The sequence below is a fragment of the Bradyrhizobium shewense genome (assembly GCF_900094605.1).
GTDB lineage: Bacteria > Pseudomonadota > Alphaproteobacteria > Rhizobiales > Xanthobacteraceae > Bradyrhizobium > Bradyrhizobium shewense.
Map to the genome: position 1 here is coordinate 87,006 of NZ_FMAI01000012.1, position 19,825 is coordinate 106,830.

Genomic DNA, 19,825 nt, shown 5'->3' on the forward strand with positions numbered 1-19,825 from the left:
TCTCGGTTCTGCCCTGTCGTGCAGCCCTGTTGTTATTGGTCTAGCCTTGCTCGCCGGCTCTTGGTTTGCGCAGCAGATACGTGCCGTGCATCGGTGCGTGGTAATCGGCCGAGACCAGCGCGAAGCCGACGTCGGTCAGCATCCGCTCCATCACCCAGCCGAAGGTGGAGTATTCGTCGCGCATATGCGTGACAACGCCTTCGCGCGAAAAATCGTGGTTCTTGATCTGGTAGTCGGCCCATTGCTCGACGTCGCGCTCGATCGCGTCGGGCATGGATGCATAGACGATGTCGCGCAGATAGAAGCTCGCGCCCGGCTTCAGCGCACGATAGATCCGCGACATCGCCACCGCCTTCCAGAAATCCGGCAGGTGGTGCAGCGTGAATTCGCTGACGATCAGGTCGTAGGATTCCGGCCGATAGGCAAAGCTGAGCAGGCCGGCGGACTGGGTGCGCACGGGCGCCTTGCGATCACGCGCGTAGATCTCGGCAAGCGCCAGCATCGCCGGCGAGATGTCGATGGCGTCGACCTCGGCACCCAGCAGCGCGGCTTCGGTCGCCAGCACGCCGTTGCCGCAGCCGATGTCGGCGATGCGCCAGCCGCGCTGGACTCCCAGCATTTTCAGCGCGGCGCGCGCCCGCAGATCGGCATCGTCGTGGGCGTCGTAGATCGAGGCCACCGCGGGCTCGATCCCCATCCGGTTCCGCTCGTTATAGTACCAGTCGCGCGCCAGCATGGTTCACATCCCTTCAGGCCCGCGGCCGATCGCGGCAACGCCGGTGCGCGACACCTCGACGAGGCCGAGCGGGCGCATCAGGTCGATATATTGATTGATTTTGTCCGTATTGCCTGTGATCTCGAACACAAAGCTCTCGGTCGTGGCGTCGATCACCCGGGCGCGGAACGCATCCGCGAGCCTGAGCGCCTCGACCCGATGCTCGCCCTGCCCGCGCACCTTCACCATCGCCAGCTCCCGCTCGATCGAGCGCTTGGTCTGGGTCATGTCGACGACCCGGTAGACCGGGATCATGCGGTCGAGCTGGTGCTTGATCTGCTCGATCACCATCGGCGTACCGGTGGTGACGATGGTGATCCGCGACAGGTGCTTCTGGCTTTCGGTCTCCGAGACCGTGAGGCTCTCGATGTTGTAGCCGCGGCCCGAGAACAGGCCGATCACGCGCGCGAGCACGCCCGGCTCGTTCTGCACGAGCACCGAGAGCGTATGCGTCTCGTTGGGATCGTGGCGGTCCTCGATGAAGTAGGCGGATGCGGGCTGGTTCATTGTCGTCCCCTCTTGTCTCTTCCTCACGCCATCGCTGACGCGTCCGTCCCGATCCAACGGCGAAACAGATCGAAATCGATATTGCCGCCGGACAGCACGAGACCGACGCGCTTGCCCTTCAGCTTGTTCTTTTCCTGCATCGCCGCGGCGAGCGCAGCGGCGCCCGCGCCTTCGGCAAGATTGTGCGTATCGGTCCAGTAGGCGCGGATCGCGGTAGCGACCTCATCGTCGGTGACCTGCACGATGCGCGAGGCACCCTTGCGTATCAGCGCGAACGCCTCGGCGTCCGGAATGCGCGTCGCCATGCCATCGGCGAGCGTGTTGCTGGTCTCGGTCGTCACAATCTTTCCGGCCGCAAACGACAGCGCATAGGACGGAGCTTCCGTCGACTGCACGCCGACGATCTCGGTCTTCAGGCCGAGCAGGTCCCGCGCCATGATGCAGCCGCAGATGCCGGAGCCCTGCCCGATCGGCACATAGAGAATGTCGAGGTCCGCCGCGGCCTTGAACAGCTCAAGCGCATAAGTGGCGACGCCGAGCACGAGGTCGGGGTGGAACGACGGCACCATATGGAGCCCGGTAAACTGCGCGCGGCGCTCGGCTTCCTCACGCGCAGCCTGAAAGTCCTCGCCATGCTCGACGAGCTCGGCGCCAAAGGCCTTCATCGCGCGATTCTTCTCGGCCGAATTGCCGCGCGGCACGTAGATCACCGCGGGCACGCTGTGGCGGCTCGCCGCGAACGCCAGGCTCTGGCCGTGATTGCCGCGCGTCGCCGAGATGATGCCGGACGTGTTCGGCCGCTCGCGCTTCAACCGCTCGAGATAGACCAGCCCGCCGCGCACCTTGAAAGCCCCGATCGGCGTGTGGTTCTCGTGCTTGACCACGACCTGCGCGCCGAGCCGCTCGGCGAGCAGCGGCCAGGCGTGCGCCGGCGTTGCCGGCACCGCCTGCCCCACGATCGCATGTGCGCGCTCGAGCTCGGTCAGGTCGAACATGGCCTCACACCAGCGCCTTGCCGCCGGCGAAGGCCTTGGCGGTGGCCTCGTCGTTGGCCTGCTCCGGCAACAACATCTCGTTGTGCGCCTTGCCCGAGGGGATCATCGGGAAGCAGTTTTCGAGCGCGGCGACGCGGCAGTCGAACAGCACCGGGCGCTTGACCGAGATCATTTCCTGGATGGCGCCATCGAGATCGCCGGGCTTGTGCACCTGGATGCCGACGCCGCCATAGGCTTCCGCGAGCTTGACGAAATCCGGCAGCGCCTCCGAGTAGGAATGCGACAGGCGGTTGCCGTGCAGCAGCTGCTGCCACTGCCGCACCATGCCCATGTACTGGTTGTTCAGGATGAAGATCTTGATCGGCAGCTCGTACTGAACCGCCGTCGACATCTCCTGCATCGTCATCTGCACCGAGGCATCGCCCGCGATGTCGATGACGAGGCTGTCGGGATGGGCAACCTGCACGCCGACCGCCGCCGGCAGGCCGTAGCCCATGGTGCCGAGACCGCCCGACGTCATCCAGCGATGCGGCTCCTCGAAACCGAAGAACTGCGCCGCCCACATCTGGTGCTGGCCGACTTCCGTGGTGATGTAGGTGTCCCTGCCGCGCGTCGCCTCGAACAGGCTCTGGATCGCGTGCTGCGGCAGGATCACCTCGTTGCTCTTCCTGTAATAGAGCGAGTTACGGGCACGCCACTGTGCGATCTGCTGCCACCACGCCTTGATGTCGGGCTTCTTCGTCTCCGCCTTGAACACCTGGAGGATGTCGCCCAGGATGTTGCCGCAATCGCCGATGATCGGCACGTCGACGCGGATATTCTTGTTGATCGAGGACGGATCGATGTCGATGTGGATCTTCTTCGAGCCCGGCGAGAACGCATCGACACGGCCGGTGATGCGGTCGTCGAAGCGCGCACCGACGCACAGCATGACGTCGCAATCATGCATCGTCATGTTGGCTTCATAAGTGCCGTGCATGCCGAGCATGCCTAGCCAGTTCTTGCCCGACGCCGGATAGGCACCGAGGCCCATCAGCGTCGAGGTGATCGGAAAGCCGGTGACCTCGACCAGTTCGCGCAGCAGCTTGGTCGCTTCAGGACCGGAATTGATGACGCCGCCGCCGCTGTAGATCACGGGACGCTTGGCATTGGCGAGCAGCGCCACAGCCTTGCGGATCTGCGTCGCATCGCCCTTCACGCGTGGCGCGTAGGAGCGGTGCACGTCGGATTTGCGCGGCGGATGATAGGTGCCGGTCGCGAACTGCACGTCCTTGGGAACGTCGACCAGCACCGGGCCGGGACGACCGGAGGTCGCGACATAGAACGCTTCGTGCAGCACTTTGGCGAGATCGTTGACGTCGCGCACCAGCCAATTGTGCTTGGTGCAGGGACGCGTGATGCCGACGGTGTCGCATTCCTGGAACGCGTCGTTGCCGATCAGATGCGTCGGCACCTGGCCGGAGATGCAGACCAGCGGGATCGAATCCATCAGCGCGTCGGTCAGCGGCGTCACCATGTTGGTGGCGCCAGGGCCGGAGGTCACCAGTGCAACGCCCGGCTTGCCGGTCGAGCGCGCATAACCTTCGGCGGCGTGGCCCGCGCCCTGCTCGTGACGGACCAGGATGTGCTGGACCTCGCTCTGCTGGAATATCTCGTCATAGATCGGAAGCACCGCGCCGCCGGGATAGCCGAAAATGTCGGTCACGCCGTGATCGATGAGCGCGCGGACGATCATCGCGGCGCCGGTCATCTGGTTCGGATCGTGGCTCTTGTCGCTCATTGGCTTGCTCCGGATGCGCTGTTGTCAGCGGCTTCATTCGTGTCTGGTTCGGGAAATAAAAAAGGCCCCGAAGAGGGCCCATGCACACCGCCTGTCATGTGGGTGGCAGCTAGCCACCCCCGGCGGTGTGCCTGGGTACGACGGCGATAAGGAGTTTGGTAATAATGTTACGCATGGCAGGTGCCCGGCTTCCCAAAGGTTGCGCGAAACATAGCGGCCAAAGCCTGGATGTCAAGGCGATGCGGCCGTTCCCACGCGATTTTGGCAGTGTAGCGGTGTTCCCCGGGTTCGGCGAGAGGTAAATTCTGGAACCCGGACAGAAAAGCGCCTCAGGCGGGGTCGCGGGCTGCGTCCGCAATGGCGGCGAGCCATCCCCTCGCCTCCCCGGGCTTCACCCATTCGAACTCAGGCAATTGGTGCCGGAACCAGGTGAATTGCCGCTTGGCATAGTGGCGGGTGTCGGCGCGGCCGATTCCTGCGGCGTCCTCCAGGCTGAGCTCACCGCGCAGATGCCGGATCAGGGCCGGCACGCCATGAGCCTTCATCGCCGGCAGCAGCGGATCGAGGTGTCTGGCGGCGAGCTGCTCGACCTCCTTCAACGCACCGGCGCCCAGCATGGCATCGAAGCGGGCATCGATGCGGGCATAAAGCTCGTCCCGGTCGGGAGCAAGAAATACCGCGCGAAAACTATCCTTCGGTAGCAGCGGCGGCTGGCCCTCCCGATGCCAGTCGAGCAGCGAACGGCCGGTCGCTTCGACCACTTCAAGCGCACGCGCGATGCGGGTGCGGTCGCGCAGGTTCAATCGCTCGGCCGCACTGGGATCACGACGCGCCAGTTCCGCATGCAGCGCCTCCGCACCGTTGCGTTCCAGCCGCGCGCGCACGTCCTCGCGCACCTCGGCAGGAATCGGCGGCACCACGGAGAGCCCCGCCGTCAGCGCCTTGAAATAGAGCCCGGTGCCACCGATGAAGATCGGCAGACGGCCTTCCGCTTTCGCTTCTTCGAGCGCCTTGGCGGCATCACTCACCCAGGCACCGGCCGAAAAATTCACGGCTGCATCGACATGACCGTACAGGCGATGCGGCGCGCGCGCTTCCTCGCCCAGTGTGGGGCGCGCCGTGATGATCCGCAGGTCGCGATAGACCTGCATGGAATCGGCATTGATGACCACCCCGCCCGTGCTGAAGGCAAGCTCCAGCGCCAGCGCCGACTTGCCGCTGGCGGTCGGGCCTGCGATAAGCACGGCCTTGCCAACATGGCTTCTGCTGACTTGCCCCTCGCTCACGAAAACCTCAAATGTCCCTCGTCGCCACGCTGATCTGCAATCCCGACAATCCCGCGCTCGACTCCACCATCGTCGATGGCGCCCGCGCCGTGCTGCCCCAGGCGACTCCCGCGCACTGGCTGTTCGACGGGGTCGCGGTCGACATTCCCTTCGGCGCCGACAGTAACCTCGAAGGCGACCGTCACGCCATCGAGCAGCGGCTCCGCGAGCTTCGCGGCGACCTGCCCGTCGACATCGTCGTGCAGCCAGTCGGCGCCCGGCGCAAGAAGCTTTTTCTCGCCGACATGGATTCCACCATGATCGGCCAGGAATGCATCGACGAGCTCGCCGATCTCGTCGGGATGAAGGCCCACGTCGCCGCCATCACCGAACGCGCGATGCGCGGCGAGATCGAGTTCGAGCCGGCGCTGCGCGAGCGCGTCGCGCTGCTGAAGGACCTGCCCGCCGGCGTGGTCGACGAGGTGTTGGCCAAGCGCATCACGCTGACCCCGGGCGGCCGCGAACTGGTCGCGACCATGCGCGCCCACGGCGCCTATACCTGCCTCGTCTCCGGCGGCTTCACGCTGTTCACGACCGCGGTCGCCGCCAAGATCGGCTTCCAGGAGAACCGCGCCAACGAGCTGGTCGTGCGCGACGGCAAGTTCACCGGCGAGGTGAAGGAGCCGATTTTGGGCCGCGCGGCGAAGCTCGCGACGCTGGTGGATCTGATGGAGTCGTTCGATCTCGACGACATCGACTCGGTCGTGGTCGGCGACGGCGCCAATGATCTCGCGATGATCCAGGCCGCGGGGCTGGGCGTCGCCTATCATGCCAAGCCGGCCGTGGCGGCTGCGGCCGCGGCGCGGATCGATCACGGCGACCTCACCGCGCTGCTGTATGCGCAGGGGTATCGGCGGGACGAGTTCGTGGAGGCGTAGCCTCTTGCCGCATGCTCAGCGGCCGTAGGGTGGGCAAAGGCGCAAAGCGCCGTGCCCACGATCTTTCTCCGACGGCGACAGATGGTGGGCACGCTTCGCTTTGCCCACCCTACGGCACCGGCCCCGCGACTACTGCACGCTCAGCGCGACAAACCGCAGCTCGCCGTCGGCGTTCGACACCAGCAGCAGCACCGACTTCTTGCCGTCCTTCTTGAGCTGGTCGACCCGCTTCTGGATGTCCGCGCCGCTGGTGACCGCCTCCTGCGCCACCTCGACGATGACGTCGCCGGCGGAGAGGCGCTTCTCGGCGGCGTCGGAATTGGCCTCGACATTGGTGACGACCACGCCCTTGACGCTCTCCTTGATCTTGTAGCGGGTGCGCAGATCCTTGTTCAGCGCCGCAAGATCAAGGCCGAGCGCCTTCTGCGTCACCGGCTTCTCGGGCGCGGGCTCGTCGGTCTTCACCGCGGCCTGCACCTTCTCGGGATCCTGGAGGCGGCCGAGCGTGACTTTCTTGGTTTCTTCCTTGCCCTTGCGGATGATGATGACGTCGACTTCCTTGCCGACCGCTGTGTCGGCGACGACCCGGGACAGGTCCTTCGGATCCTTGACGTCCTTGCCGTCGAACTTGACGACGACGTCGCCCGGCTCGATGCCGGCCGGCTTGGCCGGGCCCTTGTCGTCGACGCCCGCAACCAGCGCGCCGCGCGCCGGCTTGATGTTGAGACTTTCGGCGATCTCGTCGGTAACGCTCTGGATCCGCACGCCGAGCCAGCCGCGGCGCAGCTCGCCGAACTGACGGAGCTGGTCGACGACGCCCGCGACCGTCTTCGAAGGCACGGCGAAGCCGATGCCGATCGAGCCGCCGGAGGGCGAGATGATCAGCGTGTTGACGCCGATGACGTCGCCATCGAGGTTGAACAGCGGACCGCCGGAATTGCCGCGGTTGATGGATGCGTCGGTCTGGATGTAGCTGTCATAGGGCCCCGACGAGATGTCGCGGTTCTTGGCCGAGACGATGCCGGCCGTCACCGTGCCGCCCAGGCTGAACGGGTTGCCGATCGCGACCACCCAGTCGCCGAGACGCAGCTTGTCGCTATCGCCGAACTTCACCGCGACAAGCGGCTTGGTCGGCTTGAACTTCAGCACTGCAAGGTCGGTCTTCTTGTCGACACCGACCAGCTCGGCCTTGATCTTGGTACCGTCGTTGAGGATGACGTTGATCTCGTCGGCATCCGCGATGACGTGGTTGTTGGTGACGACGACGCCTGACGTGTCGATGATGAAGCCGCTTCCGAGCGAGTTGGTCTTGCGCGGCGGCGGGCCGCCGTCGCCGCGCTCGCCACCCTTGCTGCTGCCGCCCGGACCTTTGCGGTTCTTGAAGAAGTCGTCGAAGAACTCCTCGAAGGGCGAGCCGGGCGGCAATTGCGGCATGGCGTTGCCGCCGCCGCCCTTGGCCTCGACGGTCTGCGAGGTCGAGATGTTGACGACCGCGTCGATCACCTTCTCGGCGACGTCGGCGATGCCCTCCGGTCCGCGCGCATAAGCCGGCGTGCCGAACGCGCTGAAAGCAGCGACGGCGAGCGCGGCCAGCCCAATTCGCACACCAAGTCGCGAGCGGGAAGGGGCAATGGTGGCAGCGGTCATTGTAATCTCCAGAGAGAGGGATTCGGCGCCAGACTGCGCTTGACGGGGGGACGGCGCAAGCGCGGAGCTTAACGGGCCTCAAGACCCCGATAATACGGCGAAAACCGGTCTCTCGCCTTCACTTTGGCGTTGGCGCGACGCCTAAATGGGGCGCCGCATGACCCAGATCAGGACCAGACCGACGACGGCCGAACCGATCCCGACCGCCCGCAGGATGTTGTCCGGCGTGGCGATGGCGCTCTTCATGGCCTTGCGCATCCAGTTGGGACTTGCCGCGAACATCAAGCCTTCCAGCACGAACAGGATGCCCAAGCCGATGAGGAAGTCGGCGAACGCAATGGACCTCATCGGATTGGAACCTCCCGTTATGCTGTTCTTGTCTGGACGAAGGGCGGCGAGATCCGCCGCCCTTTGTCTAGCTTACGGCGTCTAGCTTACGGCTTCGCCGGCGTCTCGGTCGCCATCTTGCCGGACGGGTTACTGAAGTACCGGAAGAAATCCGAGTCCGGCCGCAGCAGGAAGCGGGTGTCGTTCGAACGCAGCCCGTTCTCGTAAGCCGTCATCGACCGGTAGAAGGCGAAAAAGTCGGCGTCCTTGCTGTAGGCTTCGGCGAACAGGCGGTTGCGCTCGGCATCGCCGGCGCCCCGGGTCTGCTCGGCCTGCGAATTCGCCTCGGCGACGATGACGGTCGCCTCACGATCGGCCTTGGACTTGATCTCCTGGGCCTTCTGGCCACCCTGCGCGCGGAACTCCGCCGCCTCGCGCTCGCGCTCGGTCTTCATGCGCAGATAGACCGCCTGGCTGTTCTGCTCCGGCAGATCGGCGCGGCGGATCCGGACGTCGACCACCTGGATGCCGTAGCCGTCGGCCTCGCGATCGAGCTGGTCGCGGATGCGCTGCATCAGCTTCTCGCGGTCGTCGCGCACCACGTTGATGAAGGAGACCTCGCCCAGCACGCGGCGCAGCGCCGCGTTCAGGAGCGTGGTGAGCTGGATGTTGGCAGCCTGGATCGAGCCGACGCTCTGATAGAAGCGCAGCGCATCCTTGATGCGGTAGCGCGCGAAGGCGTCGACCACGAGCCGCTTCTGATCGGAGGCGATCGCTTCCTGCGACGGGTTCTCCAGATCGAGGATCCGCTTGTCGATGTTGATCACCGAATTCCACGGCGCCTTGAAGTGCAGGCCGGGTGCGGTGACGACGTCGACGGGCCGGCCGAACTGGAGCACGATGGTCTGCTCGGTCTGCTGCACTGTGAACAGCGACATGTAGCCGACGATCACGACGAGCAGGAGCCCAAGCAGCGTGACGATACCTGTGACCGGAGACCTCATCGGTTGCCTCCGCTCGACTGCGGACCGGTGGTAGGCGGCCGCTTGGTCGTCAGTTCGCCGAGCGGCAGATAGGGCACGATGCCCTGGCCCGAGGGCCCGCCGTCATAGACGAGCTTGTCCGCGCCGCCGAGCACGCGCTCCATCGTCTCCAGATAGATCCGTTCACGCGTCACGTCGGGCGCCTTCTTGTATTCCTCGTAAACCTTCAGGAAGCGCGCGCTCTGGCCCTTGGCCTCGGCGACCGCCTGCTCCTTGTAGCCTTCGGCGTCTTGCAGGATCTTGGCCGAGCGGCCGCGCGCCTGCGGCACCACCTGGTTGGCGTAGGTCTGCGCCTCGTTCTGCAACTGCTCGAGATTGGCCCGCGCCGCCTGGACGTCGCGGAACGCGTCGATTACCTGCGCCGGCGGATCGACCTTCTGCATCTGCACCTGGGTGACCTGAATGCCGGCGCCATAGCTGTCCAGCGTCCTCTGGATCAGCTCCTGCACGCCCTGCTCGGTGACGTTGCGTGCGCCGGTCAGGATCGGCTGGATCTGCGAGCGGCCGATCACCTCGCGCATCGCACTCTCGGAGACCGCCTTCACGGTGCCTTCGGGATTCTGGATGTTGAAGAGGAAGTCGCCGACGCCATCCGGCTTGATGCGCCAGAGCACCGTGAAGTCGACGTCGACGATGTTCTCGTCGCCGGTCAGCATCAGGCTCTCTTCGGGCACGTCACGAATGGAGCGGCCGCGCCGCGCCGGATCGTCGATCAGCGTCATGCCGATCGAGATGGTGTTGACGCGCAGCGCCTTGGGCAGCAGCACTGTCTCGATCGGATAGGGCAGATGATAGTTCAACCCCGGCTGCACGGTGCGAACGTGCTTGCCGAAGCGCAGCACGACGCCGAGTTCTTCGGACTGCACGCGGAAGAAGCCCGACAGCAGCCAGAACGCGACGATCAGCAGCACGATCAGCGTGATGCCGATGCCGGAGAAATAGCCGCCCGGCATGATCTGCTGGAGGCGGTCCTGACCGCGCCGCAGAAGGTCTTCCAGATCCGGCGGCCTCGGCCCGACCGGTTGCGGGCCTGAGCCCCATGGTCCCTTCGGACCCGAGCCCCATGGGCCACCGCCCTGATTCTTCCACGGCATTCGACGCTCTCCTCGGCAGGGTGGAATTGCCCCCGCCCGCTTTGTCCGGTCCGGCTTTATAGGGGACAGGCAAGTCCCTTACAACGCAGCGGTGACCGTCTTCCGAGCTATGCTCGGGCACGAAAAAGTCAATGTAAACATTGAAGAAAGCGGTTAATGGCCGCGCCGCCGACGATATGTCACATAGGAGTATTCGGCGCTGTCCTCGCCTCCGGCAGGATGGCGGACACGCGCCACCTCGTCCCATTCCGCCTTGTCGATGTCGAAATGCGTGTCGCCTTCGGGCCGCGCATGCACTTCGGTGATTTCGAGGCGATCGGCGCGGTCGAGCCATTGCCGAAAGATTTCGGCGCCGCCGATCACCGCGATCTCGGTGACCGAACGCCGCAGGGCATCGCCGCGCGCGACCGCGTCGGCGTCCGCGGCCGACGTCGTGACGATGGCGCCATTGGCGCGATAATCCGCATCGCGCGTGATGACGATGTTCGTGCGGCCCGGCAGCGGACGGCGGGGCAATGATTCAAAGGTCTTGCGGCCCATGATCACGGGCCTGCCGATCGTCAGCGCCTTGAAGCGCTGCATGTCGGATTTCAATCGCCACGGCATCGCGTTGCCGGCGCCGATGACACCGTTCTCCGCAATGGCAACGACAAAGACGATCTCCATCAGGTCGCGCTCCCGGCAAGCCGCGTCAGCGCCGGCCCGGTGACGCGGCACAGCGTCCAGTCGTCCATCATGACAGCGCCTAGCGATTTGTAGAACGCGATCGACGGCGCGTTCCAGTCGAGCACCGCCCATTGCAGGCGGGACCAGCCGTTGTCGACGCATTCCTTGGCGAGATGGACCAGCAGCGCCTTGCCGAGGCCCCTGCCCCGATGCGACGGCCGTACGTAGAGATCCTCGAGATAGATGCCGTGACGGCCGCTGAAGGTGGAAAAATTCGCAAACCAGACCGCGAAGCCGACCGGCTCACCGTTCCACTCGGCGATCGCGCAATAGAGTTGCGGTCTCTCGCCGAACAGCGCGTCAGCGATGTCAGCCTCGGTCGCCTCGACCTCGTGCGAGAGTTTTTCGTATTCGGCCAGCTCGCGGATGAAAGCCAGAACCAGCCCGGCTTCGCCCGGGCGCACACGGCGGATGTTGAGCGACATCGGCGCTAAACCGCGACTTCCGCCTTGATGTGCGGATGCGGGTCGTAGCCGACGAGCTCGAAATCCTCAAAGCGGAAGGAGAAGATGTCCTTCACATCGGGATTGATCCGCATCACCGGCAGCGCGCGCGGCGCGCGCGTGAGCTGAAGCCGGGCCTGCTCCAGATGGTTGGAATAGAGATGGGTATCGCCGAACGAATGCACGAAGTCGCCGGGCTTCAGGCCGGTGACCTGCGCCACCATCATGGTCAGCAGCGCATAGGAGGCAATGTTGAAGGGCACGCCGAGGAAGACGTCGGCCGAGCGCTGATAGAGCTGGCAGGACAGCTTGCCGCCTGCGACGTAGAACTGGAACAGGCAATGGCATGGCGGCAGCGCCATCTTGTCGACTTCGGCTGGATTCCACGCCGAGACGATCAGGCGGCGCGAGTCCGGATTGCGCTTGATCATGTCGACCACGTTCGCAATCTGGTCGATGCTGCGGCCGTCAGGCGCCGGCCAGGAGCGCCATTGATGACCATACACCGGGCCGAGATCGCCATTGGCGTCCGCCCATTCGTCCCAGATGGTGACGCCGTTGTCGCGCAGATATTTGATGTTGGTGTCGCCCTTCAGGAACCACAGCAGCTCGTGGATGATCGCCTTCAGCGGCAGCCGCTTGGTGGTCAGCATCGGGAAGCCGGCCGACAGATTGAAGCGCATCTGATGGCCGAACACCGAGAGCGTGCCGGTACCGGTCCGGTCGGTCTTTTCGGCGCCGTCTGAGAGAATCCGCTCGAGCAGGTCCTGATACTGGTGCATGTGCGACTGAGCCTTTGGGGAGCCGGCGAATTTAGCGGCCGCCCCCGCGCTGCAACAGCGGCGATTCGCTGTCCGCTCCGATTATACCCGGAAAAGTGAGTGGTCCCGACGCAAACGACAAGGGGCGGAACCTAACGTCCCGCCCCTCGCCTATCGGCTTGAAAGTGCTGCTTAAGTGGCCGGCTTCAGCACCGGGGTCCATTTCGCGATCTCATTCTTGACGAGGGTGGCCAGCGCCTCCGGCGTCCGCTCCGCAGGGCCCGGGATGACGCTGCCGAGCTCGAGCAGGCGCTTCTTCACGGTCTCGTCGTCGAGCGCCTTGCTCGCCGCAGCGTTCAGGCTGGCCAGGATCGCCGGCGAGGTTCCCTTGGGCGCGAACATCGCATTCCAGGCCTGGGCCTGGAATTTCGGCAGGCCCGCTTCCGCCGTCGTCGGCACGTTCGGAAGCGACGGATTGCGCTCCGGCGTTGCGATCGCATAGGCCTTGATGGTGCCGGCATTGATCTGCGGCACGGCATTGACGATCTGGTCGCACATATAGTCGACCTGCCCCGCCACCAGCGCGTTCATCGCAGGTCCCGTGCCGTTGAAGGGTACCCCGACCGGCTTGATGTCGAGGATCGAGTGCAGGAGCTCGCAGGAGACGTGCGAGACCGAGCCGACGCCGGCATGGGCGGCGTTCACCTTCTCGGCGTTGGCCTTCACATAGGCCACGAACTCCTTCAAATCCTTCGGCGGATAGTCCTTGCGCGCGAGGATCAGGATCGGGGTACCAGCGAGCAGCGCGATCGGCTCGAAGTCCTTCTCGGGATGATAGGCGAGCTTGGGATAGAGCGGCACGGAGGCGGCATGCGTGCCCATATGCCCGGTGATGAGCGTATAGCCGTCATTGGCCGCACGCGCGGCGCGGGTGGTCGCGGTGGTGCCGCCGGCGCCGACCACGTTCTCGATGATGATGCTCTGTCCCAGCGTCTGCGCCATATGCCCGGTGACGATGCGCGCGACGACGTCGGTCGGGCCGCCGGCCGCGAACGGCACGATCATGGTGATGCTGCGCGTCGGATAAGTCTGCGCATCGGCCGGCGCAACAAAAGCGCACAGCGAGGCGAGCGCTGCGGCACATGCGCCCGTGAGCGCGCGAATGAAGGTCATGTCGATCCCCGTCGTTCCTTGGACACAGCAAAATGCCGGCCCAAAGGCCGGCATTTTCATTTCACGAAGCCGTAACACAAGTCGATTCGACTTCCGAATGCGGCGTGCCGACGCAGGAGCGCAGCGCCGACGCAGGAGCCCCCTAGTTCTCGGACTCGGTGAACACCTGGTCCCGCTTCGACCGCAACACCGGCAGCACCGTGAGCAGCAGCAGGCTCGCCGCGATCGCGAGCAGCACCGCCGACAGCGGACGCGTCAGGAACACGCTCCAGTCGCCGCGCGAGATCAGCAGCGCACGGCGCAGGTTCTCTTCCATCAGCGGTCCGAGCACCATGCCGAGCAGCAGCGGTGCCGGCTCGAAATCGTGCTTGATCAGCCAGTAGCCGACGAGACCGAACACGCCGGCAAGGATGACGTCGACCGGTGCGTTATTCACCGAGTAGATGCCGATCGCGCAGAAGATCACGATCGAGGGGAACATCAGCCGGTACGGCACGCGAAGCAACCGGACCCAGATTCCGACCAGCGGCAGGTTGATGATGATCAGCATCAGATTGCCGATCCACATCGAGGCAATCATGCCCCAGACGAGATCCGGCTGCTTCTGCATCACCTGCGGACCCGGCACGATGCCATGGATGGTCATCGCGCCCACCATCAGCGCCATCACCGCGTTCGGCGGGATGCCGAGCGTCAGCAGCGGGATGAAGGAGGTCTGCGCCGCCGCGTTGTTTGCGCTTTCCGGCGCCGCAACGCCCTCGATCGCACCGCGGCCGAACCGCTTCGGATCCTTCGCAAGCTTCTTCTCGAGCGTGTAGGCCGCGAACGAGGCGATCACCGCGCCGCCGCCCGGCAGGATGCCGAGGATCGAGCCGAGCACGGTGCCGCGCAAGATCGGCGGCGTCGAGTCGATCAGATCCTTCTTGGTCGGCATCAGGCCGGTGATCTTCTGCTGCACGAGGTCGCGGTTCATCTCGGCGCCGGCGTCGAGATTGCGGATGATCTCGGCAAAGCCGAACACACCCATCGCCACCGTCGCAAAGCCGAGACCGTCGGCGAGCTCCGGAATGTTGAAGGCCATGCGCGAAGCGCCGGTCTCGATGTCCGAGCCGACCATCGACAGCAGCAGGCCGAACACGATCATCGCGATCGCCTTCAGCACCGAGCCCTTGGCCAGCACCACGGCGAAGATCAGGCCGAGCACCATCAGCGAGAAATACTCGGCCGGACCGAACGCCAGCGCGAGCTTGGTCAGCGGCGCGCCGAGCACGGCAATCAGCACGGTCGCGACGCAGCCGGCGAAGAACGAGCCGATCGCCGCGATCGCCAGCGCCGGGCCTGCGCGGCCCTGCTTGGCCATCTGGTGACCGTCGATGGCGGTGACGACCGATGTCGCCTCACCTGGAATATTGACCAGGATCGACGTGGTCGAGCCGCCATACTGGGCGCCGTAATAAATGCCGGCGAGCATGATCAGCGCGCCGACCGGCGGCAATCCGAAGGTGATCGGAAGCAGCATCGCGACGGTGGCGATGGTGCCGATGCCCGGGAGCACGCCGACCAGCGTGCCGACCAGCGCGCCAATCAGGCACATCAGCAGGTTGATCGGGGACAGCGCGACGGCAAAACCGTGAGCGAGGTTGGCAAAGATATCCATCACACCCTCACTGGATCAGGAAACGCGGGTACATCGGCATCGGCAACCCGAGCACGTAGGGAAAGAGAATCGCGCAGCCGATCGTCAGGCAGGCGCCGACGATGGCGGCCTCCAGCCAGCGCGTCTCATGCGATCCCGTCGCGGCGATCATGAAGCTCGCAAAGGCCGTGACCACGAGGCCGAGCGGCCGGATCGCCAGCGCGAAGAACAGGATCGCGGCCATCACGAACATCGGCCCGCGCCACGAGTAATGGGCCATCGCCGGCCCATCGGTCAGAAGTCCGGTCAGGGCGATGCCGGCGGACAAGGCGACCAGCAGTCCGCCGAACATCCGCGGCGCGGTGCCGGCGCCGAAGGAGAAGCCGCGCATCCCCTGCAGATCGCTCGAGGCCCACAGCGCAAACAGGGCCAGCGCCATCAGGATGACTCCGCCGACATAGTCCTGCGCCGACCTGATGGTCATGAACAGCGTAAGAATCGCGACCGCAAAGATCGGATAGGAGTAGATCAGCGCCAGCAGCACCTCGGACGACGCCTTCTTGGTGTCACCGGTGGCCGCTCCGATCAACGTACCGGGCGCACCGGCGAGCAACGCGGTGGCGTGGCTGATCACGACCGTGGCCGGGCCGCGGCCCGCGCCCCAGCCGAAAATCGTCCCTATCGACCAGATGAATTCGAAAATCTGCGGCGCAATCGCCAGCAGGCAGAAGCCGAGCGCCACCTGGGTATTTCGGGTGGCTGTCGCCGTGTGGCCCATCGTGTCGGCCATGCATGTCTCCTCCGCGACCGGTAAGTCACGAGCACTGTTGTTCTAAATCGGCTGGAACTGGGTCCCCCGCCCGGATCACTGCCTAGCGATATTCATTACACAATGCCAGCAAAACCCAACAGTCCCCCGGCGAGCAGGAGCCAGAGTGGATTGATGCGCGAGACCGAGGCGATCACCGCAACCATTGCGGTCAGAAGCACTGCAGCAATTGTGCGATCGGTCGACTGGGCCAGGATCAGGGCACTCGCCGCCATCAATCCGATCGAAAGCGGAACCAGTGCAGCCTGGATCAAGCCGGGCCAACGCGATTTGCTGGGCCGATTGAGGAGGCGGCTGACATAATAGGCAAGCAGCGCCGTCGGCAGACACATCGCCAACGTCGCCGCCAGTGCGCCAGGGATGCCGGCGACGGCATAGCCGATTAAGGTCACGATAAGCACGTTCGGACCTGGCGAGAGCTGCGCGATCGCGTAGGCGTCGGTGAACTGCTTGTCGGTCATCCAGTGATGCACCTCGACCGCGATGCGGTGCATTTCGGGCACCGCCGCCGCGGCGCCGCCGACCGCGAACAGCGACATCAGTCCAAAGGTGGAGATCAGCGCCCAGATCGGATTCTCGGGCGTCATGCTGCTACTTTCCGCCGCAGGAAAAAAGTGGCTCCGACACTGATGGGGATCGCGACCAGCAGCACCGCCGGAAGCGGCAGGCGGAGCACGCCGATGGCGAGGAACACGCCGGCCATCAGGATCAGTGCGAGGGGGTCCGTCCGCTTCAGCAGCGGCGTCATCATGCGGAACACCACCGCGATCAAGAGACCGACCGCCGCGCAGGAGATGCCGGCGAGGCTGCTGCGCAGCACGTCGAGATCACCGTAACGGGCGTAGATGATCGCAAGCACCATCATGATCAGCGTCGGCGGCAGCAACAGGCCGGCAAAGGCGGCAACCCCGCCCGCGATGCCGCGCAGCCTTGATCCGAACACCATGGACAGATTGACGATGTTGGGTCCGGGCAGGAAATGGCAGAGCGCAAAAGTCTCGTTGAACTCGTCCGCATTCATCCAGCGGTGCTGCTCGACGATCGCCCGCCGGGCAAACACCAAGACCCCGCCGAAACCGGCCAGAGACATCCTGGCGAAGGCGAGAAACAGCGCGAGCAGGCCGGGCGGAGCGGCGCCGGCGGCCGGCTGGTCCGGCACCTGATCCGTTTCTTGGGCGGCCGGTGCGGAATCCTCGGGCATCTCAGAAGCTTAGAACGCTGGTCGCCACGCGGCCAAGCTCATGTCCCGTCTGTCCGGAACCTATCCAAAGGGAACATTGCGGGGGCCGCTCAAAACCCCTGTTTTTCGAAACCTTTGCGCCCTATATTGGGGCTGCCGGTTCGCCGGCTATGGAAATAAACGGTCGTCGCAATAAACCATTCGGACCCGGGGGCGGTACCCGGCGCCTCCACCAAAGCCCACCAGCGGACTATCCCGAGGCGGGCTTTGGCGGGGGCGAAATAGGATCGACGAGGGCGTAAAGGGCGAACTTTTTCCCGGTATTGTTCCGCCGTTATCGGGCTATGCAATAGTTGCCAACGACAACTTTGCTCCGGTTGCTCAGGCTGCGTAACGCAGTTTGAAAGACCATCTTAAAGTCCTAACGGGTTAAGCTCCGTTAGGCGGGGTTCGGAGGCACCTGGCAACAGAAGCCTCCACTTTACTCTTGATTTCTTCCCCGGCGGGGACTCCTGCTGACCCGTCAGGCGCGGTACTATTGCGGCTTGGCGAGTCGGGTCGGCACGGTCCGGCTTCGGGGATGCAACAGGACCACCATGGCGACCGATCATATCCGATACGATGTGCTGGCCCGCGACGCGCTGCGCGGCGTGCTGCGGAAGGTGCTGACCGATGCCGCGGCCCAGGGCCTGCCGGGCGAGCACCATTTCTTCATCACCTTCGTGTCGAAGGCCGAGGGCGTGAAGCTGTCGTCGCGGCTGCTGGCGCAATATCCGGAAGAGATGACGATTATCCTGCAGCATCAGTTCTGGGACCTGACCGTGCTCGAGGACCGCTTCGAGGTCGGCCTGTCCTTCGGCGGCATTCCGGAGCGGCTGATCGTGCCGTTCAGCGCCATCAAGAGCTTCCTCGATCCGTCCGTGAAGTTCGGCCTGCAGTTCGACACGTCCGACGTCGCCGAGGTCGCGCCCGAGACGCTGCCGGCAGCTCCCGCGCCATCGGCCGTCGCCGTGCAGACGCCCGCCCCTGAAACGGCGGAAAGCACCGAGGAGCCGGCAGCCCCGAACCAGGGCGGCGCCGAAGTCGTGCGGCTCGATCGTTTCCGCAAGAAATGATCTAGGTTGGGGCCGAAGCCATCGCGCCCGGCCAAACTGTCTATATAGAAGAGCACATGAAACGGCCGCGCGGCATTGGGGCGGCAGGATGGATGTGCTCATGGCCAAAACTGCCCGATCGAAGACTGACCGATCAAAGACTGCCCGCCCCGCCACCCGCATCGAGACCGACAGTTTCGGTCCCATCGAGGTTCTCGCCGATCGCTATTGGGGCGCGCAGACCGAGCGCTCGCGCCAGAACTTTCGCATCGGCACCGACCGCATGCCGATCTCGCTCGTGCACGCGCTCGGTATCGTCAAGCTCGCGGCCGCGCAGTCCAACCTCGAGCTCGGCCTGCTCGACCGCCGCCGCGCCAATGCCATCATCCGCGCCGCGCGCGAGGTGATCGAGGGCAGGCTGGACGATCATTTCCCGCTGGTGGTGTGGCAGACCGGCTCGGGCACGCAGAGCAACATGAACCTCAATGAGGTGATCGCCAACCGCGCCAACGAGCTCTTGGGCGGCGAGCTCGGCGCCAAGAAGCCGGTGCATCCCAACGATCACGTCAACATGAGCCAGTCGTCGAACGATTCGTTTCCGACTGCGATGCACATCGCGGCCGCAAGTCGCATCACTGCCGATCTCATTCCTGCGCTCGATGAGCTGCTCCGCGCGCTGCGCAAGAAGGAGAAGGCGTTCACAAACATCGTCAAGATCGGCCGGACTCATACGCAGGATGCCACGCCCCTGACGCTCGGCCAGGAGTTTTCCGGCTATGCCGCGCAGGTCGAAAGCGGTATCGCCCGGCTCAAGGTCGCGGTGAAGGACCTCTATCCGCTGGCGCAGGGCGGCACCGCCGTCGGCACCGGCCTCAACTCGAAGCCGCGCTTCGCGAAGCTTTTCGCCAAGCACGTGGTCGGGATCACGAAGCTGCCCTTCACCAGCGCCGCCAACAAATTCGAGGCACTGGCCTCCAACGACGCCTACGTGCTGGCGCACGGCGCCATCAATTCGGTCGCGACAGGGCTGTTCAAGATCGCCAACGACATCCGCCTCTTGGGATCGGGCCCGCGCTCGGGGCTAGGCGAGCTTGTCCTGCCGGAGAACGAGCCGGGCTCCTCGATCATGCCGGGCAAGGTCAATCCGACCCAGTGCGAGGCGATGACCATGGTGTGCTGCCAGGTGTTCGGCAATCACACCGCGATCACGGTGGCCGGCAGCCAGGGCCATTTCGAGCTCAACGTCTACAAGCCGGTGCTCGCTTACAACATGCTGCACTCGATCCGCCTGATGGCGGATGCCGCGCGATCCTTCACCGAGCATTGCGTGAGCGGCATCCGCGCCGACGAAAAGCGCATAAGTGAGCTGATGCAGCGCTCGTTGATGCTGGTGACTGCGCTCGCCCCGAAGATCGGCTACGACAACGCCGCCAAGGTGGCCAAGGCGGCGCACGCCAACGGCACCACGCTGAAGGAGGAGGCGCTGCGGCTCGGCTTCGTCTCGGCCGACGAGTTCGATCGCCTGGTACGCCCCGAGAAGATGACCAGCCCGGGATAGAACTCCGAATTCCGATAGCCATCCGTAATGATACGGACGCTCGGCGCCCTAGAA

The 19,825-nt window shown here is 64.9% G+C and carries 20 protein-coding genes and 1 other RNA gene; 4 read left to right on the plus strand and 17 right to left on the minus strand.

The window, feature by feature from the left end:
• Positions 1 to 40: 40 nt before the first annotated feature.
• The 5 genes from GA0061098_RS22825 to miaA all read right to left on the minus strand — a co-directional run bounded on the left by GA0061098_RS22825 (position 41) and on the right by miaA (position 5,343).
• On the minus strand, positions 41 to 736 hold the full coding sequence (locus tag GA0061098_RS22825) for a class I SAM-dependent methyltransferase (RefSeq protein WP_091961418.1): 696 nt from the start codon (positions 734 to 736) through the stop codon (positions 41 to 43).
• Positions 737 to 739: 3 nt separating this feature from the next.
• Positions 740 to 1,282 (minus strand): acetolactate synthase small subunit, encoded by a 543-nt coding sequence (gene ilvN, locus GA0061098_RS22830; RefSeq protein WP_091961422.1) that lies wholly within the window; start codon positions 1,280 to 1,282, stop codon positions 740 to 742.
• Between the two features lie 23 nt (positions 1,283 to 1,305).
• Complete coding sequence (locus GA0061098_RS22835; protein ID WP_091961427.1) at positions 1,306 to 2,277, minus strand: threonine dehydratase; 972 nt, start codon at positions 2,275 to 2,277, stop codon at positions 1,306 to 1,308.
• A 4-nt stretch (positions 2,278 to 2,281) separates the two neighbouring features.
• Positions 2,282 to 4,057 carry an acetolactate synthase 3 large subunit gene (locus GA0061098_RS22840; RefSeq protein ID WP_091961431.1) on the minus strand — a complete coding sequence of 592 codons (1,776 nt, stop codon included), beginning with the start codon at positions 4,055 to 4,057 and terminating at the stop codon, positions 2,282 to 2,284.
• Between the two features lie 329 nt (positions 4,058 to 4,386).
• Entirely contained in the window at positions 4,387 to 5,343 is a 957-nt protein-coding gene (miaA, locus tag GA0061098_RS22845) for a tRNA (adenosine(37)-N6)-dimethylallyltransferase MiaA (RefSeq protein ID WP_091961434.1), read from the minus strand.
• Between the two features lie 11 nt (positions 5,344 to 5,354).
• Here miaA and serB point away from each other — a divergent pair, with 11 nt between their 5' ends.
• Positions 5,355 to 6,260, plus strand: a complete 906-nt coding sequence (gene serB / locus GA0061098_RS22850) for a phosphoserine phosphatase SerB (protein WP_091961438.1) — start codon at positions 5,355 to 5,357, stop codon at positions 6,258 to 6,260.
• 129 nt (positions 6,261 to 6,389) lie between these two features.
• On the opposite strand, the gene GA0061098_RS22855 is transcribed toward serB, so the two are convergent.
• The 12 genes from GA0061098_RS22855 to GA0061098_RS22910 form a co-directional block, all read right to left on the minus strand.
• Positions 6,390 to 7,907 carry a Do family serine endopeptidase gene (locus tag GA0061098_RS22855; protein WP_091961442.1) on the minus strand — a complete coding sequence of 506 codons (1,518 nt, stop codon included), beginning with the start codon at positions 7,905 to 7,907 and terminating at the stop codon, positions 6,390 to 6,392.
• Positions 7,908 to 8,048: 141 nt separating this feature from the next.
• A complete protein-coding gene (locus GA0061098_RS22860) occupies positions 8,049 to 8,255 on the minus strand; it encodes a DUF2065 domain-containing protein (protein ID WP_028145452.1) in 207 nt (68 codons plus the stop codon).
• 86 nt (positions 8,256 to 8,341) lie between these two features.
• Positions 8,342 to 9,238: a protease modulator HflC gene (gene hflC / locus GA0061098_RS22865; protein ID WP_091961446.1), complete on the minus strand. Its 897-nt coding sequence runs from the start codon at positions 9,236 to 9,238 to the stop codon at positions 8,342 to 8,344.
• Positions 9,235 to 10,371, minus strand: coding sequence for an FtsH protease activity modulator HflK (gene hflK / locus GA0061098_RS22870; protein WP_018319714.1), 1,137 nt, complete (start codon positions 10,369 to 10,371; stop codon positions 9,235 to 9,237). The genes hflC and hflK overlap by 4 nt, the downstream gene beginning before the upstream one ends.
• A gap of 153 nt (positions 10,372 to 10,524) precedes the next feature.
• Positions 10,525 to 11,037 carry a dihydrofolate reductase gene (locus GA0061098_RS22875; protein WP_091961451.1) on the minus strand — a complete coding sequence of 171 codons (513 nt, stop codon included), beginning with the start codon at positions 11,035 to 11,037 and terminating at the stop codon, positions 10,525 to 10,527.
• A complete protein-coding gene (locus GA0061098_RS22880; protein ID WP_091961455.1) occupies positions 11,037 to 11,522 on the minus strand; it encodes a GNAT family N-acetyltransferase in 486 nt (161 codons plus the stop codon). The genes GA0061098_RS22875 and GA0061098_RS22880 overlap by 1 nt, the downstream gene beginning before the upstream one ends.
• 5 nt (positions 11,523 to 11,527) lie before the next feature.
• Entirely contained in the window at positions 11,528 to 12,322 is a 795-nt protein-coding gene (locus GA0061098_RS22885; RefSeq protein WP_018319711.1) for a thymidylate synthase, read from the minus strand.
• Between the two features lie 171 nt (positions 12,323 to 12,493).
• On the minus strand, positions 12,494 to 13,474 hold the full coding sequence (locus GA0061098_RS22890) for a tripartite tricarboxylate transporter substrate binding protein BugD (RefSeq protein WP_091961458.1): 981 nt from the start codon (positions 13,472 to 13,474) through the stop codon (positions 12,494 to 12,496).
• A 142-nt stretch (positions 13,475 to 13,616) separates the two neighbouring features.
• The gene (locus GA0061098_RS22895; protein WP_165637542.1) at positions 13,617 to 15,131 is read right to left on the minus strand and encodes a tripartite tricarboxylate transporter permease; all 1,515 of its coding nucleotides are present in this window, start codon (positions 15,129 to 15,131) and stop codon (positions 13,617 to 13,619) included.
• A gap of 7 nt (positions 15,132 to 15,138) precedes the next feature.
• The gene (locus GA0061098_RS22900) at positions 15,139 to 15,900 is read right to left on the minus strand and encodes a tripartite tricarboxylate transporter TctB family protein (protein ID WP_091961464.1); all 762 of its coding nucleotides are present in this window, start codon (positions 15,898 to 15,900) and stop codon (positions 15,139 to 15,141) included.
• Between the two features lie 95 nt (positions 15,901 to 15,995).
• On the minus strand, positions 15,996 to 16,526 hold the full coding sequence (locus tag GA0061098_RS22905; protein WP_091961468.1) for a chromate transporter: 531 nt from the start codon (positions 16,524 to 16,526) through the stop codon (positions 15,996 to 15,998).
• Positions 16,523 to 17,140 (minus strand): chromate transporter, encoded by a 618-nt coding sequence (locus GA0061098_RS22910; RefSeq protein WP_091961472.1) that lies wholly within the window; start codon positions 17,138 to 17,140, stop codon positions 16,523 to 16,525. The genes GA0061098_RS22905 and GA0061098_RS22910 overlap by 4 nt, the downstream gene beginning before the upstream one ends.
• A 95-nt stretch (positions 17,141 to 17,235) precedes the next feature.
• Here GA0061098_RS22910 and ssrA point away from each other — a divergent pair.
• The 3 genes from ssrA (at position 17,236) to fumC (ending at position 19,771) form a co-directional block, all read left to right on the plus strand.
• Positions 17,236 to 17,600: a transfer-messenger RNA gene (gene ssrA / locus GA0061098_RS22915) on the plus strand.
• Positions 17,601 to 17,715: 115 nt separating this feature from the next.
• Positions 17,716 to 18,234 (plus strand): SspB family protein, encoded by a 519-nt coding sequence (locus tag GA0061098_RS22920; protein WP_091961476.1) that lies wholly within the window; start codon positions 17,716 to 17,718, stop codon positions 18,232 to 18,234.
• Between the two features lie 88 nt (positions 18,235 to 18,322).
• Positions 18,323 to 19,771: a class II fumarate hydratase gene (gene fumC, locus GA0061098_RS22925; RefSeq protein ID WP_091961479.1), complete on the plus strand. Its 1,449-nt coding sequence runs from the start codon at positions 18,323 to 18,325 to the stop codon at positions 19,769 to 19,771.
• Positions 19,772 to 19,825 lie beyond the last annotated feature (54 nt).

Excerpts from the sequence above, each read along its gene's own strand:
- GA0061098_RS22825 (WP_091961418.1), bottom strand. The coding sequence starts at position 736 with ATGCTGGCGCGCGACTGGTACTATAACGAGCGGAACCGGATGGGGATC.
- ilvN (WP_091961422.1), bottom strand. The coding sequence starts at position 1,282 with ATGAACCAGCCCGCATCCGCCTACTTCATCGAGGACCGCCACGATCCC.
- GA0061098_RS22835 (WP_091961427.1), bottom strand. The coding sequence starts at position 2,277 with ATGTTCGACCTGACCGAGCTCGAGCGCGCACATGCGATCGTGGGGCAG.
- GA0061098_RS22840 (WP_091961431.1), bottom strand. The coding sequence starts at position 4,057 with ATGAGCGACAAGAGCCACGATCCGAACCAGATGACCGGCGCCGCGATG.
- serB (WP_091961438.1), top strand. The coding sequence starts at position 5,355 with ATGTCCCTCGTCGCCACGCTGATCTGCAATCCCGACAATCCCGCGCTC.
- GA0061098_RS22855 (WP_091961442.1), bottom strand. The coding sequence starts at position 7,907 with ATGACCGCTGCCACCATTGCCCCTTCCCGCTCGCGACTTGGTGTGCGA.
- GA0061098_RS22860 (WP_028145452.1), bottom strand. The coding sequence starts at position 8,255 with ATGAGGTCCATTGCGTTCGCCGACTTCCTCATCGGCTTGGGCATCCTG.
- hflC (WP_091961446.1), bottom strand. The coding sequence starts at position 9,238 with ATGAGGTCTCCGGTCACAGGTATCGTCACGCTGCTTGGGCTCCTGCTC.
- hflK (WP_018319714.1), bottom strand. The coding sequence starts at position 10,371 with ATGCCGTGGAAGAATCAGGGCGGTGGCCCATGGGGCTCGGGTCCGAAG.
- GA0061098_RS22875 (WP_091961451.1), bottom strand. The coding sequence starts at position 11,037 with ATGGAGATCGTCTTTGTCGTTGCCATTGCGGAGAACGGTGTCATCGGC.
- GA0061098_RS22880 (WP_091961455.1), bottom strand. The coding sequence starts at position 11,522 with ATGTCGCTCAACATCCGCCGTGTGCGCCCGGGCGAAGCCGGGCTGGTT.
- GA0061098_RS22885 (WP_018319711.1), bottom strand. The coding sequence starts at position 12,322 with ATGCACCAGTATCAGGACCTGCTCGAGCGGATTCTCTCAGACGGCGCC.
- GA0061098_RS22890 (WP_091961458.1), bottom strand. The coding sequence starts at position 13,474 with ATGACCTTCATTCGCGCGCTCACGGGCGCATGTGCCGCAGCGCTCGCC.
- GA0061098_RS22895 (WP_165637542.1), bottom strand. The coding sequence starts at position 15,131 with ATGGATATCTTTGCCAACCTCGCTCACGGTTTTGCCGTCGCGCTGTCC.
- GA0061098_RS22900 (WP_091961464.1), bottom strand. The coding sequence starts at position 15,900 with ATGGCCGACACGATGGGCCACACGGCGACAGCCACCCGAAATACCCAG.
- GA0061098_RS22905 (WP_091961468.1), bottom strand. The coding sequence starts at position 16,526 with ATGACGCCCGAGAATCCGATCTGGGCGCTGATCTCCACCTTTGGACTG.
- GA0061098_RS22910 (WP_091961472.1), bottom strand. The coding sequence starts at position 17,140 with ATGCCCGAGGATTCCGCACCGGCCGCCCAAGAAACGGATCAGGTGCCG.
- GA0061098_RS22920 (WP_091961476.1), top strand. The coding sequence starts at position 17,716 with ATGGCGACCGATCATATCCGATACGATGTGCTGGCCCGCGACGCGCTG.
- fumC (WP_091961479.1), top strand. The coding sequence starts at position 18,323 with ATGGATGTGCTCATGGCCAAAACTGCCCGATCGAAGACTGACCGATCA.